General features: G+C 72.7%; 13 protein-coding genes. 3 read left to right on the plus strand and 10 right to left on the minus strand.

What is annotated here, in order from left to right; genetic code table 11:
- Positions 1-375 precede the first annotated feature (375 nt).
- Positions 376-1,788: a type I glutamate--ammonia ligase gene (glnA, locus tag AB0F62_RS37475; protein WP_361810063.1), complete on the minus strand. Its 1,413-nt coding sequence runs from the start codon at positions 1,786-1,788 to the stop codon at positions 376-378.
- A gap of 199 nt (positions 1,789-1,987) precedes the next feature.
- Between glnA and AB0F62_RS37480 the strand changes: the two genes are divergently transcribed.
- The gene (locus tag AB0F62_RS37480; protein ID WP_361810065.1) at positions 1,988-2,455 is read left to right on the plus strand and encodes an RDD family protein; all 468 of its coding nucleotides are present in this window, start codon (positions 1,988-1,990) and stop codon (positions 2,453-2,455) included.
- Between the two features lie 88 nt (positions 2,456-2,543).
- Here the strand turns inward: AB0F62_RS37480 and AB0F62_RS37485 are convergent, their stop codons facing one another.
- The 4 genes from AB0F62_RS37485 to lipB all read right to left on the minus strand — a co-directional run bounded on the left by AB0F62_RS37485 (position 2,544) and on the right by lipB (position 5,609).
- A complete protein-coding gene (locus tag AB0F62_RS37485) occupies positions 2,544-3,224 on the minus strand; it encodes a DUF4191 domain-containing protein (protein ID WP_361810067.1) in 681 nt (226 codons plus the stop codon).
- A gap of 84 nt (positions 3,225-3,308) precedes the next feature.
- Positions 3,309-3,539, minus strand: a complete 231-nt coding sequence (locus AB0F62_RS37490; protein ID WP_361810085.1) for a hypothetical protein — start codon at positions 3,537-3,539, stop codon at positions 3,309-3,311.
- A 249-nt stretch (positions 3,540-3,788) separates the two neighbouring features.
- Positions 3,789-4,763 carry a lipoyl synthase gene (lipA, locus tag AB0F62_RS37495; protein WP_361810069.1) on the minus strand — a complete coding sequence of 325 codons (975 nt, stop codon included), beginning with the start codon at positions 4,761-4,763 and terminating at the stop codon, positions 3,789-3,791.
- 39 nt (positions 4,764-4,802) lie between these two features.
- Complete coding sequence (gene lipB, locus AB0F62_RS37500; RefSeq protein WP_361810071.1) at positions 4,803-5,609, minus strand: lipoyl(octanoyl) transferase LipB; 807 nt, start codon at positions 5,607-5,609, stop codon at positions 4,803-4,805.
- A gap of 373 nt (positions 5,610-5,982) precedes the next feature.
- On the opposite strand from lipB, the gene AB0F62_RS37505 reads away from it, so the two are divergent.
- On the plus strand, positions 5,983-7,503 hold the full coding sequence (locus tag AB0F62_RS37505; RefSeq protein ID WP_361810073.1) for a regulator: 1,521 nt from the start codon (positions 5,983-5,985) through the stop codon (positions 7,501-7,503).
- Between the two features lie 787 nt (positions 7,504-8,290).
- On the opposite strand, the gene AB0F62_RS37510 is transcribed toward AB0F62_RS37505, so the two are convergent.
- Both AB0F62_RS37510 and AB0F62_RS37515 read right to left on the minus strand, forming a co-directional pair.
- On the minus strand, positions 8,291-9,532 hold the full coding sequence (locus tag AB0F62_RS37510; RefSeq protein WP_361810087.1) for an NAD(P)/FAD-dependent oxidoreductase: 1,242 nt from the start codon (positions 9,530-9,532) through the stop codon (positions 8,291-8,293).
- Positions 9,533-9,686: 154 nt separating this feature from the next.
- Complete coding sequence (locus tag AB0F62_RS37515) at positions 9,687-10,589, minus strand: TIGR01777 family oxidoreductase (protein WP_361810075.1); 903 nt, start codon at positions 10,587-10,589, stop codon at positions 9,687-9,689.
- Between the two features lie 50 nt (positions 10,590-10,639).
- Between AB0F62_RS37515 and AB0F62_RS37520 the strand changes: the two genes are divergently transcribed.
- On the plus strand, positions 10,640-11,125 hold the full coding sequence (locus AB0F62_RS37520) for a GNAT family N-acetyltransferase (protein WP_361810077.1): 486 nt from the start codon (positions 10,640-10,642) through the stop codon (positions 11,123-11,125).
- Between the two features lie 73 nt (positions 11,126-11,198).
- Here AB0F62_RS37520 and AB0F62_RS37525 read toward each other — a convergent pair whose 3' ends face one another.
- The 3 genes from AB0F62_RS37525 to AB0F62_RS37535 form a co-directional block, all read right to left on the minus strand.
- Complete coding sequence (locus tag AB0F62_RS37525; RefSeq protein ID WP_361810079.1) at positions 11,199-11,714, minus strand: DUF4240 domain-containing protein; 516 nt, start codon at positions 11,712-11,714, stop codon at positions 11,199-11,201.
- Positions 11,715-11,855: 141 nt separating this feature from the next.
- Positions 11,856-12,821: a WYL domain-containing protein gene (locus AB0F62_RS37530; RefSeq protein WP_361810081.1), complete on the minus strand. Its 966-nt coding sequence runs from the start codon at positions 12,819-12,821 to the stop codon at positions 11,856-11,858.
- A gap of 386 nt (positions 12,822-13,207) precedes the next feature.
- Positions 13,208-13,600 (minus strand): 2-oxo acid dehydrogenase subunit E2 (locus AB0F62_RS37535; protein ID WP_361810083.1); only part of this gene is annotated, 393 nt, incomplete at its 5' end.

A 13,600-nucleotide genomic window follows, 5' to 3' on the forward strand; every position in this document is an offset into this window, starting at 1 on the left:
GGCCCGAGAGTCGGCCGATCTTTGAGTAACTGCCACAACTGGCGGCAAAGCGCCTGTTGTTCGCCCGGAGGCGTGAGGGGCGCCTACGCGGCATGGCCCTTTCGGCTGTGCGTCATGGACGACAGTCTGTCACGCGGCCGGCCCGATACGAAGGTCGGTGGAGTCAAGCGGCCGGCAGTCCATGGAGCCGTTGGCCGAGAGCGTGCCCGCAGGGCCGTCGACGCCGAGTCCGGGGCGTGGGAGAGGCGCTTTCTGCCGCTCCATGAGAGCCGTACGGCAACGAGCCGTGGGCCGTGCCTCCCGACGAGGGGAGGCACGGCCCACGGCCCATGGACGGCCCAGGTCAGGGAAGTATGGCCCTGACCTGCGGGCTTCCTAGATGTCGAAGTACAGCTCGAACTCGTGCGGGTGCGGACGCAGGGCGATCGGCGCGATCTCGTTGGTCCGCTTGTAGTCGATCCAGGTCTCGATCAGGTCGGAGGTGAAGACACCGCCCTGGAGGAGGAACTCGTGGTCGGCCTCGAGGGACTCCAGGACCGCCGACAGCGAGGTCGGGACCTGCGGGACGCCCGCGTGCTCCTCGGGGGCGAGCTCGTAGAGGTCCTTGTCGACGGGCTCGGCCGGCTCGATCTTGTTCTTGATGCCGTCGAGGCCGGCGAGCAGCAGCGCCGAGAAGGCCAGGTACGGGTTGCCGGAGGAGTCCGGGGCGCGGAACTCGATGCGCTTGGCCTTGGGGTTCGCACCGGTGATCGGGATGCGGATGGCCGCGGAGCGGTTGCGCTGCGAGTAGACCAGGTTGACCGGGGCCTCGAAGCCGGGGACCAGGCGGTGGTAGGAGTTCACCGTGGGGTTGGTGAAGGCCAGCAGCGCCGGGGCGTGCTTGAGGATGCCGCCGATGTAGTAGCGGGCGGTGTCGGACAGGCCCGCGTAGCCCTGCTCGTCGTAGAACAGCGGGGCGCCGTTGGTCCACAGCGACTGGTGGACGTGCATGCCGGAGCCGTTGTCACCGAAGATCGGCTTGGGCATGAAGGTCGCGGTCTTGCCGGCGCGCCAGGCGACGTTCTTCACGATGTACTTGAAGAGCATCAGGTCGTCGGCCGCGGCCAGCAGCGTGTTGAACTTGTAGTTGATCTCGGCCTGGCCGGCGGTGCCCACCTCGTGGTGCTGGCGCTCGACCTGCAGGCCGGACTTCATCAGCTCGAGGGTGATCTCGGCGCGCAGGTCGGCGAAGTGGTCGACCGGCGGGACCGGGAAGTAGCCGCCCTTGTACTTGACCTTGTAACCGCGGTTGTCCTGCTCCGCACCGCTGTTCCAGGCGCCGGCCTCGGAGTCGATGTGGTAGAAGGACTGGTTCGCGCTGGTCTCGAAGCGGGCGCTGTCGAAGACGTAGAACTCGGCCTCGGGGCCGAAGTACGCGGTGTCGGCGATGCCGGAGGAGGCGAGGTAGGCCTCGGCCTTCTTCGCCACGTTCCGCGGGTCACGGCTGTACTGCTCGCCGGTGATCGGGTCGTGGATGAAGAAGTTGACGTTGAGCGTGGAGTCCTTGCGGAACGGGTCCAGCTTGGCCGTGGAGAGGTCCGGAACCAGCGCCATGTCCGACTCGTGGATGGCCTGGAACCCGCGGATCGAGGACCCGTCGAACATCAGCTGCTCGTCGGGGTCGAAGGACTGGACCGGGACAGTGAAGTGCTGCATCACACCGGGCAGGTCGCAGAACCGGACGTCCACGAACTTGACGTCGTTGTCCGAGATGAACTTCTTCACCTCGTCGGCGTTTTGGAACGACATCCAACTCCTCCTTGGCCCGGCCCGGGAGGCCGGATTGCAGCTCATGGGTGCGACCAGTGCGGTGGCGCACGTTGGTGCCGACCATAGAGATCGGGCATTTCCCCGTCGTGACCCATTTGTTTCTTGCAGGTTAACCGAGGGGTCGTACGGGTGCCGGGTCGGACGCGGGGGCTCCGGAGCGGCGGGTTACCGTGGACGCGTGGACAACAGGGATGTCATCGGATCGTGGATCGAGGGCCCGAAAGCCGCCGCGGAGCGGATGGGCGTCGAGTTCGGCTACCGCGGACAGCGCCTCGGACTGCCGGAGGAGGGCCCGGGTTCGATCGCCCCGGTCGGGCGGCGGGTCGCGGCGCTCTTCATCGACTGGGCGCTCTGCGCGCTGATCGCATACGGCTTGATCGCGCACCGTGACGCGGCCGCGGCGAACCCGTGGACGACGGTCGTCTTCGGCCTCATGAGCGTCATGCTGCTGGGCACCGTCGGCACCACTCCGGGCAAGCGCCTGATGCGGCTGCGCGTGGTCCGGGAGGACGGCGGGCGGCTCGGCCTCGGCGCGGCCGTGCTGCGGACGCTGCTGCTCCTGCTGGTCATCCCGGCGGCGGTCTGGGACCGCGACACCCGCGGCATGCACGACAAGGCCGTGAAGGCGGTCCAGGTCCGGATGTGACCGCCGCGCGGCCTTGACGGCCAGGGAACGCGAGGTGCCCCGGACGAAGTGATTCGTCCGGGGCACCTCGCGTTCCGTTCGTATGCGATCAGCGGCCCTTCGGCATGCGCATGCCCTTGGGCATCGGACCCTTCGGCACCGGCATGTTGCTCATCAGGTCGCCGAGCGCCCGCAGGCGGTCGTTGACCTCGGTGACCTTGGGGCCCGGCAGCACGCGGGGGAGCTTCAGCAGGGTGGTGCGGATCTTCTTCAGCGGTACCTGGCCCTCGTCGTTGCCCACGATGAAGTCGTTCACCGGGACGTCCACGACGACGCGCGCCATCTTCTTCTTCTCGGAGGCCAGCAGGCCCTTGAGCCGGTTCGGGTTGCCCTCGCCGATCAGCACGATGCCGGCCTTGCCCACCGCGCGGTGCACGACGTCCTGGCTGCGGGTCATCGCCACCGCCGGCGTCACCGACCAGCCGCGGCCGACGTTCTCCAGCACCGCCGCCGCCGCGCCGGGCTGCCCGTCGAGCTGCCCGAACGCCGCCTTCTCGGCACGCCGGCCGAAGACGATCGCCATCGCCAGCAGGGCCAGCAGGAGGCCCAGGATGCCGGCGTAGATCTCGTGACCGATCAAGAAGCCGATGGCGAGGATGACACCGAAGGTGACGATTCCCACAGCCGCAAGGACGAGACCGACCTTGGAGTCGACACGCCTGGTCATCTTGTAGGTCTGGGCGATCTGCTTGAGGCGCCCAGGGTTGCTCTCGGATGTATCCCTCGCCATGCCGCACAGGATACGTGGCCCGCGCGGCTCGGGCCCCACCGGAGGGGGTCCGACTTCCCGCGGCCGGGGTTTGCCCGGAAGCGCCTAGAGGATGTCGCTGCGCGGGCTGCGCGCGGACACCAGGGCGTCCATCACATGCTGGGCGTCGCGGCGGTCCTTGGCGCGCTTGCGGTCCTCCAGGACGGCGGACCAGGCGTTGCGGCGGGCGGTCTCCTCGGCGCCGCGGAACAGGAAGTACTCCACGGCGCGCAGCGCGCCGGCGGCTGCGCCGGGAATGGTGCTCTGGCGGTGGAGGTGTGCGACCTCGGCCTGCATGGTGGTGTCCCCCTCAGGACGGCTCAGACGCGGGTGGGTGTTCCGCTTCTCCAGAGTCACCACATTGTGTTACCAGTCCGTGACCGGTCGGTCAAACCGTCGTGAAACCCCGGCGGTGGCTTTGCGTCGTCCTCCGCGGACGCACCGCACGTCAGAGACTCGCCAGGGACACGTCAGGGGCCCCGAGGGGCCCCTGACGTGACGAACCGCACGTTCCGGCGGCGACCCGGAAGGGTCACCCGAGCGTGATCAGACCGCCTGTGCGGCGACGACCTCGCCGCGCTCGCCGCGACGCTCGACGGCCTGCTGGAAGAGGCGGCCGGCCCGGTACGAGGACCGCACGAGCGGGCCCGACATGACGCCGGCGAAGCCGATCTCCTCGGCCTCCTCCTTGAGCTCCACGAACTCCTGGGGCTTCACCCAGCGCTCCACCGGGTGGTGCCGCAGGCTCGGGCGCAGGTACTGGGTGATGGTGATCAGCTCGCAGCCCGCGTCGTGCAGGTCCTGCAGCGCCTGGCTGATCTCCGCCCGCTCCTCGCCCATGCCGAGGATGAGGTTGGACTTGGTCACCAGGCCGGCCTCGCGCGCCTTGGTGATGACCTCGAGGGAGCGCTCGTAGCGGAAGCCAGGGCGGATGCGCTTGAAGATCCGCGGCACCGTCTCCACGTTGTGGGCGAGCACCTCGGGGCGGGCGCCGAAGACCTCGGCGAGCTGCTCGGGCACCGCGTTGAAGTCCGGGATCAGCAGCTCGACCTTGGTGCGGCCGTCGGCCCGGTCGGCGGTCATGGCGTGGATCTGCCGCACGGTCTCGGCGTACAGCCAGGCGCCGCCGTCCTCCAGGTCGTCGCGGGCGACGCCGGTGATCGTGGCGTAGTTCAGGTCCATGGTGACGACGGACTCGCCGACGCGGCGCGGCTCGTCACGGTCGAGGGCCTGCGGCTTGCCCGTGTCGATCTGGCAGAAGTCGCAGCGCCGCGTGCACTGGTCGCCGCCGATGAGGAAGGTGGCCTCGCGGTCCTCCCAGCACTCGAAGATGTTGGGGCAGCCCGCCTCCTGGCACACCGTGTGCAGACCTTCGCGCTTCACCAGGCCGTGCAGCTCGGTGTAAGCGGGACCCATCTTGGCCCGGGTCTTGATCCACTCGGGCTTGCGCTCGATGGGGGTCTGGCTGTTGCGGACCTCCAGACGCAGCATCTTGCGGCCCTCAGGTGCGACAGCAGACACGTCCGACTCCCTCTCGAGGCTTCGTTTCCTTGGTGAACATCAGCGTACGCCTGTGGATTCCTGGATGGCCCGGGGGAGCGGCTCGGCCGACTCCAGGACCAGCCGCAGGTGCTTCTCGACCACCGGGAGCACCTCGGCGACGGTGATCTCGCGGCCCAGCTCGTTGCTGAGCGAGGCCACCCCGGCGTCCCGGATGCCGCACGGCACGATCCGGTCGAACCAGGTGTTGTCGGGGTTGCAGTTCATCGCGAAGCCGTGCATCGTCACGCCCTTCGCGACGCGGATGCCGATCGCGGCGAGCTTGCGGTCCTCGCGGCGCTGGCCGGCGTTGGACGGGGCGTACTCGGGGCCCGACAGGCGGGGGTCGAACTCCTCGTCCTGCAGGCGCGGATCGAAGTCCAGGGTCAGGCCCGGGATGACCGGCGGGCGGTCCTCGATCGGGTCGCCGAGCACCCACACGCCGCTGCGGCCCTCGATCCGGGTGGTCTCCAGCCCGAACTCGGCGCAGGCGTTGATCAGCGCCTCCTCGAGGCGGCGCACGTGCGCGACCACGTCCACCGGGCGCGGCAGCTTGAGGATCGGATAGCCGACCAGCTGGCCCGGCCCGTGCCAGGTGATCTTTCCGCCGCGGTCGACGTCCACCACGGGGGTGCCGTCGAGCGGGCGCTCGCTGTCCTCGGTCCGGCGGCCCGCGGTGTACACCGGCGGGTGCTCCAGCAACAGGCACGTGTCCGGGATCTCGTCGGCGAAGCGCGCGGCGTGCACACGGCGCTGCTCCTCCCACGCCTCCAGGTACTCCACCGCGTCCTCGCCGAAGCCCAGGTGGACGAAGCGCAGGTCACTCACGGCCGCTCCCTTTGTGGTCCTCTCCGCGACGCCCCTCCACGAGTCATGAGCGCCTCAGCAACTGTACGTCCGGTGCGGTGGTGCCCTTTACGGGGCCGGTGTTCTTAGCAGCCATTAGCGGGCAAAGGAAGCGTTCTGCCGATATGTGGGTGCAGATTCACCCGATACGGCGAATGCGGGGCTCTCGGGTGGTGAGTGAGTCGATACAGAACGTTACATTCGCGCCGTTCTGCGGATGCCCCGGCGCCGCGGCCGAAGGGCCGGACCCCGGTCCGCCCGCCGCAGGCAGGGACCGCACGCCGAACGCCCGCCCGTCCGCAAGCCCGGACACCCGCAAGCCCGCACGCCCGGAAGGCAGGGGACCGCACCACTGATGTCCGACCGCTCCTCGCATCGCCCCCCGAACCGTCAACTGGCCGCCCTGATCGCCGAAGCCGGGTTCTCCAACGCCGGGCTCGCCCGGCGGGTGGACCAGCTCGGCATCGAGCACGGTCTGGACCTGCGGTACGACAAGACCTCCGTCACCCGGTGGCTGCGCGGCCAGCAGCCCCGGGGCACGACGCCCGCACTCATCGCCGAGGTCTTCACCCGGCGGCTCGGCCGGCGGCTGTCCGCCCACGACCTCGGCCTCGATGCCATCGCCCCGGTCTACGCGGGGCTGGAGTACGCCTCCTCCCCGGAGGAGGCCGTGGAGATCGTCTCCGGGCTGTGGCGGAAGGACACCGGGAACCAGGCCGACCTCCGCAAGATCGCCTTCACCCCGGCGGGACTGGTCGTTCCCAGCCGCGACTGGCTGATCGGCCGGGCGGACGACCGGGTGGGACGCGGTGCCGAGCCGGGGACCGGCCCGGGCCACGGACCGGCTCGCGCACCGGGGCACGGCGCGGCGCGGTTGCCCGCTCAGCGGGCCGGGGGCGGGTTACGCGGAGCGCCCGGACCGGTGGCGACCGCCGCCCCCGCCGTGTTCGGGGGCGGCGGCCAGCGCGTCGGCATGGGGGACATCGCCGCCCTGCGGTCCGTCGGCGAACTCTTCCGGACCCTCGACAACGCCTACGGCGGCGGCCACGCGCGGCAGGCCCTCGTCCGCTACCTCGAGCACGAGGCCGAGCCGATGCTGCGCGGCACCTACGGCGAGACCATGGGGCGCCGCCTCTTCGCCGCGGTCGCCGACCTCACCCGGCTCGCCGGGTGGACCTCCTACGACGTCGGCGCGCACGGGCTCGCGCAGCGATACTTCGTGCAGGCGCTGCGGCTCGCCCAGGCCGCGGGGGACCGGGTCTACGGGGGCTACGTCCTCATCACGATGAGCCGCCAGGCGGTCTACCTCGGGCACGGCCGCGAGGCCGTCCAGCTGGCGCGGGTCGCCCAGCAGGGGGTCGGCAGCGGTGCCCCGTCGGTCGTGCAGGCGCTGTTCCACGCGGCGGAGGCGCGCGGGCACGGGTTGCTGGGGGAGGTCCGGGCGTGCACCGCGGCGCTGGTGCGGGCGGAACGTGCCCTGGAGGCGGTCAGGACCGGCGACGACGTACCGCCCTGGGCGCGCTTCTTCGACGAGGCGCAGCTCGCGGACGAGTTCGGGCACTGCCACCGGGACCTCGGCCAGTACCGGGCGGCCTCGCAGCACGCCGAGCGCTCGCTGCAGCTGCGGGGCCACGCCTACGCCCGCAGCCGTGTCTTCTGCCGCACGGTGCTGGCGTCCGCGCGGCTCGGCCTCGGCGAGGTCGACGCCGCCTGCGCCCTCGGGGCGGAGGCCATGCAGGCGGCCGTCGAGATGCGGTCGATGCGTGCCGTGGAGTACGTCCGCGACTTCAGCCGCCGCCTCGACGCCCACCGCGACGCCGCCCCCGTCCGCGCCTTCCACGACCGGGCGACGGCCCTGGGCGTCCCCGTGGGGTGACGCCCTCGGGGCGCGGGGGCGCGGGGGCGCGGGGTGGCACGGGTGCCGTGGGTGCCGACCGGGTGGTCGTGCTCGTGGGTGGGTGCGGGTTCGTCTCGCTCCCTTCGGTCGCAGAGCGGCGGGCTGCGGATGGGAGGGTGGCGGTTCGGGGCTTCGTTGCGGTGTGCGGGTGGGTGCGTGGCGGGGGTTCAGACTCCGGAGCGGGTGCCCTTTCCGGTGGCGTGGGTCTCGTTGCCGTCCGCGGGTATGGATGGCCGCTTCCACGCCTACTCCCGGTGGTGGGCGCGCCCGCCGTGACCGGCGACTGCGGCTGATTCGGGGTACTGGCGGGGCGTGGGCGGAACATCGGGCTCGCTTTCGCCGACATGTTCGGCGGAACAGAGCCCGATCTTTGAGCCGGAGAAGATCGGGCCCGCTTTCGCCGACTATGTCGGCGAAACAGAGCCCGATCTCGGAAATCGACCCCGCCGAGCCCGATCCCTGTCGGGGAAGCACCCGCAGACGCCGGTTACGGCGGGCGCGCCACCCACGCGCGGTGGGCGTGGCAACCAGCCATCTCTACCCGCGGACGGCAACGAGACCCGCGCCCATGAACAACCGGCCCCGCTCCGGAGCCTGAACCCCGGCCACACGCCACCCGCACAGCGGCGACCGCCCGACGCCCCCCACCCTCCCCTCCGCAGCCCGCGTCTTTGCGACCGAAGGGAGCGAGACGCAGGGAGAGCCGCACAACCCAGCAGCGCCGAAGCCCCCAGCAGCACCGGACCCGGAAGCGCCGAACCGGCTCCTACGCGGCGAGCGGCTGCGTGCCGGTGCCCTGGCCGAGCCCCACGTCGCGGAGGAGGCGCTGCGCCGCGCGGCGGCCGGAGAGCAGCGCACCCTGCACCGTGCTGGTGTCCCGGTGGTCCCCGCACACATAGAGCCCCTGCAGGATCCGCACCGGCCGCCGCAGGTCGTGCGGCGCCGTCATCGCGGGCAGCGCCTCGGCGTCGTGGTGGACGGCGAGCAGTTCCCACCCCGCGGTGGAGGTGCCGTACAGCTCCGCGAGGTGGGCCCGGACGGCGATGTCGTCCGGGGCGGCGACGGCGGCACGGCCGAGCAGGACGGAGGTCACCAGGGCGCGGCCCACCGGGGCGCGGGAGGGGTCCACGAGACTGGCCGGAAAGGTGTGGGAGACGGGGCCGCGGTGGTCCGCGTCGAGGACGAGCGCGGGCTGCCTCAGCGGTGCCGCCGGCGCGGCGTGGTGGACGACCGTGACGGCATGGAAGCCGGGGACCCGCAGCCCGGGCAGTAGTTCCGCCGCCGCACCGGCCCCCGTGGCGACGACCACGGCCCGGGACGCGATCTCCTCCCCGTTCGACGTGCGGACGCCCGTCGTGGCCGCGGTGACCGCCCGCACCCCGGTGCGCACCGTCCCGGGCGGCAGCGCGGCCGCCAGGGCCTGCGGCACCGTCGCGGCGCCGCCCGCCGGCAGGCACGTACGCCCGAGGGCGAAAGCGCGCAGGACCAGGTCGGCGGCGCGGCTGGACGTCGTGAGGTCGGGGTCGCAGAGCAGCGCGGACAGCAGCGGCCGCAGGTAGCCGTCGACCGTGCGCGGCGCGAAGCCGCGCGAGGCGAGCGCGGCGGCGACCGTGGTCTCGGGGCGGTCCAGGAGCCGGTCGGCGGGGGTGTCGGCGAGGCGGTTGAGGGCCCCCCGCAGCCGGGCCTTGTCCAGGGGCGAGCCGATGGGCGCGCGGGCGGCGGCGAGCGCCGCGCGCGGGTCGCCGACGCGGTAGCCGCGGCCCGCGGACCGCACCAGGACGCCGGGGGAGAGCGGCCGCAGCTGCAGGCCGCCCAGGCCCGGGGTGCGGCGCAGCTCCGGGTAGGACGTGTTGAGCAGGTGCGGGCTCCGGTCGAGCAGGAAGCCGTCGACCTTCTCGGTGGCCATGCGGCCGCCGACCCGGTCCTCGGCCTCCAGCACGGTGACGGTGAGTCCCGCACGGGTGAGGTGATGCGCCGCGGAGAGCCCGGCCAGGCCGGCCCCGATCACGCACACGTCCGTCAGTGAACCCGTAGAGCGTGCTGTAGAGAGCACGTTGCCCCTCCCCGAGGTCGGCACGTTTCCCCGCTCGCGTCAGCTGGCGCTGGAACCGTCATGCCCACTCGCAGGCCAACTGATGCCGGAAAACGGCCGTGGGTGGCATTCAGTGCCGTTCTTCGGCCAACGCCGCGCGGATCGCCTCGTCGATCCCCGGGTGGGTGAAGGCGAAGCCGGACTCCAGGAGCACCCGCGGCACCGCGCGCGTGCTGCCGAGGATCTCGGTGGCGAACTCCCCGACGAACGTGCGCAGTACGGGCCCGGGGACCGCGAACACCGTGGGCCGGCGCAGTACCCGGCCCATCGCCTCGGTCACCTCCGCGTTGGTCAGCGGTTCGGGAGCGCACATGTTGACCGGGCCCGAGACGGACGCGGTGTCGACGATGTGGCGCAGCGCGGCGATCTGGTCGTGCAGGGAGATGAAGCTCCAGTACTGGCGCCCGTCGCCGAGCCGCCCGCCCAGGCCGGCCTTGAAGAGCGGGAAGAGCCGCCCCCACGCCCCGCCCCTGCCCGACACGACCAGGCCCGTGCGGGCGAACGCGGTGCGGATGCCCGCGTCACGGGCCGGGCCGGCGGCGGCCTCCCAGTCGCGGCAGACGGAGGGGAGGAAGCCGGTGCCGAGCGGGGCGCTCTCGTCGACGCGGCGGTCGCCGGTGTCCCCGTACGCGGTGATGCCGGAGCCGCTGACGAGCACGCGCGGCGGGGTGTCCAGGGAGGCGAGGGCCCGCGCGAGGGCGGCGGTGCCCAGCACGCGGCTGTCGCGGATGGTCTTCTTGTAGGCGTCCGTCCAGCGGTGGTCGCCGACTCCCGCACCGGCGAGGTGGACGACGGCCTCCACGCCCGCGAGGCCGGCGGCGTCGACGGTGCCTCCGCGGGGGTCCCAGCGCACCTCGTCCGGTCCGGACGGCTCGTGCCTGACGAGGCGTACGACCTCGTGCCGGTCGGAGCGCAGGGAGCGGACGAGGGCGGAGCCGATGAGCCCGGACGAGCCGGTGATGGCGATGCGCATGGGGACATCGTCGCCTGGAACGGCCCCCGTGGTGTGGGAGGGTGACACGCATGTCCGACATCCGTGTGCGCCCGGCCCTGCTGTCCGACGACCCCGCCCTCGCCCGTCTGGAGCGGGCGACCTGGTCGACCCTGCACGCGGTGCGGCCGCCCCTGGAGGAGCACGAGGACTTCTTCAGCGAGCGCTTCGGCCCGGACGTCTACCTGGTGGCGGAGGCCGAGGGCCGGATCGCCGGCTTCGTCGGGGTCGTGCCGTCGACGCCGCTGGCGTCCAACGCCCATGTACGGCGGCTCCAGGGCCTGGCGGTCGACACCTGGGCACGCGGCCGCGGGGTCGGGCTGGAACTCGTCGTGGCGGCGGTGGAGGCGGCCCGCCGGCAGGGGGCGCGGCGCGTCACCCTGCGGGTGCTGGGCCACAACACCCCGGCCAGGAGGCTGTACGAGGCGGCCGGGTTCACGGTGGAGGGTGTCCTGCCGGGGGAGTTCCTGCTGGACGGCGCCTACGTGGACGACGTGTTCATGGGACGCGCGGTGTGACGCGGTGACGCCGTGGCCGTGACCGCGATCGAAGCCGGGATCCGGGATCCGGGAGCCGCTGCCGGTGCCGGGCTCAGCCGAAGCGTTCCCAGAGCCGGGGGAATCGCTCCGCCACGGCCGCCGTGTTCTCGAAGTCGATGTAGACGCCCTCCGGCTCGGCGGGCTGGTCCGGCAGGCCCAGGTCGGGCAGCCGGACCCCGGTGAGCTGCTCGTACGCCTCGTCCGCCGCGTAACCGAGGTCCTCGGCGTCGCCGTCGACCTCCGGGTCGAAGGAGTCCCCCATGTCCGCGAGGGTGTCGGGGTCGTGGACGGCGCTCTCGAAGACGTGCCGGCCCTGCCCGATGAGCCAGCACCGGAAGAAGTCGAACGCGTCGTCACCGGCGCCGCCCAGCATCAGGTCCGCGGCGCCCCAGACGTCCCAGCGGTAGGCCCGGTTGAAACGGCTCTCGAAGTGCCGCGCGAAGTCGACGACGGACTCCGGGTCGAGCTGGGTCAGCCGCTCCACGAGCAGGTCGGCGTGTTCCTCGGGATCGCCGCCCGCCGCCTCGCGCGCGCGGTCCACGATCTCCCAGAACTCCGTCTCGTCCATCACCGCTCCAGCATCCTGGCTGCGGCCCGGCGACGCACGCGGAACGACGCAGACGCGCCCGTGTCGCGCGTCTCCCCGCGCGCGGCTCCACCGGGGTGACGGCCAGTCCGGAGAGTTCCCGCGCGCCGCTTCGCGCGGACCTCAGGCGTAGGCGGCCGCCATGGCGCGGGCCGCGTCCGCCAGCCGTTCGCGCAGGGCGGCCGGGGAGAGGACCTCGGCGTCGGGGCCGAGGGCGAGCAGTTGCCCGTAGCCGACGTCCTGGGACTCGACGGGGAGCGTGACGGTCACCCGCCCCCGCGGGTCGGGCGGCGCGGCGGCCGCGAGGGCCTCGTGGGCCGCGGTGCGGTCGGTGACGTACGGGAGGCGGCGGGCGCCGCCGGGCGTGAGGCGGACGACGACCTCCTCCCGGAGCATCGAGCGGGCGAACTCGGCGGCCCGGGCCTCCCAGAAGGCGGGCAGATCGAAGTCCGGATCCCTGACGAAACGATCCTGCGCAGCCTCCGCCGCGCTGAACCGGTCGACCCGGTAGACCCGGAAGTCCGGGCCGCAGCGTGCCACCGCGTACCAGACGCCCCCCTTCAGCACGAGCCCGTACGGATCCAGCTCCCGCTCCACCTCCGCCTCTCCGCGCCGGTACCGGGCCCGCAGCCGCCGGTCGCCCCACACCGCCTCCGCGAGCGCCGGCAGCACCGCCGGGGTCTCCGGCTCCTGCCACCAGCCCGGCGCGTCCAGGTGGAAGCGCTGCGCCGCCGAGCGCGGCGCGTCCCTCAGCTCGGGCAGCAGGGCGGCCGAGACCTTCAGGCGGGCCGAGGAGCCCGCGTCGTGCAGGCCCATGGCCCGCAGCGCGGCCGGCACCCCGGACAGGAAGAGCGCCTCCGCCTCCGCGCGGGCGAGCCCGGTCAGCCGGGTGCGGTAGCCGTCGACGAGCCGGTAGCCGCCGGTGCGTCCGCGCTCGGCGTAGACCGGCACCCCCGCCTCGGACAGGGCCAGCACGTCCCGGCCGACGGTGCGCTCGGACACCTCCAGGGCCTTGGCGAGTTCGGTCGCCGTCATCGATTCACGGGACTGGAGCAGGAGGACGAGGTGGATCAGCCGTGCCGCGCGCATACCCCGAGGCTATGCGGTCGGTGCGGGCACCGGGACGGGGCCGGTCCGAGAGGTCCGGACCGGCCCCGCCGGGGCCCGCAGCGCGCGCGTCGGCGTGGGGGAAGGTCGCCGCGGCGCGCAACCCGCCGGGGCGGCCGGGCCGGTGGGGACGGTGGCGCCCCGGCGGGAGCCGGGACGATGACGCGCCGGTCGCCGGCCTCGGCGAACCGCCGTCACCGCAGGGCTGGTTCGCCGGCGTCCGGCTCCCCGGCCCTGCCCCCTCCAGTACGTCCGGCGGGCCCGAACCGCTCAACGCCGTACGGGAATTCCCGGAGAACGGCCGAGGCCCCAGCCCGGGAGGGGCTGGGGCCTCGGCCGTCGTACGGTCCCGCGGGGGTTTCGGTCGGTTACAGACCGAGGTCGCCCTCGAATTCGCCGGCCTCGAGGCGGGCCTTGACGTCGTTGAGGTAGCGGGCGGCGTCCGCGCCGTCGACCAGCTGGTGGTCGTAGGACAGGGTCAGGTAGGCCATGTCGCGGATCGCGATGGTCTCCCCGAGGTCGGGGTGGTTGACGACCATCGGGCGGCGCACGGTGGCGCCGATGCCGAGTTCGGCGACCTGCGGGTAGTTCACGATGATGGTGTCGAACAGCGCGCCGCGCGAGCCGGTGTTGCTGATCGTGAACGTGCCGCCGGACAGGTCGTCCGGGCTGATCTTCTTGTTGCGGACCTTGCCGGCCAGCTCGGCGGTCTTCTTGGCGATGCCGGCCAGGCTCAGGTCGCCGGCGCCCTTGATGACCGG

Source organism: Streptomyces sp. NPDC026673, assembly GCF_040638135.1.
Taxonomy (GTDB): Bacteria; Actinomycetota; Actinomycetes; order Streptomycetales; family Streptomycetaceae; genus Actinacidiphila.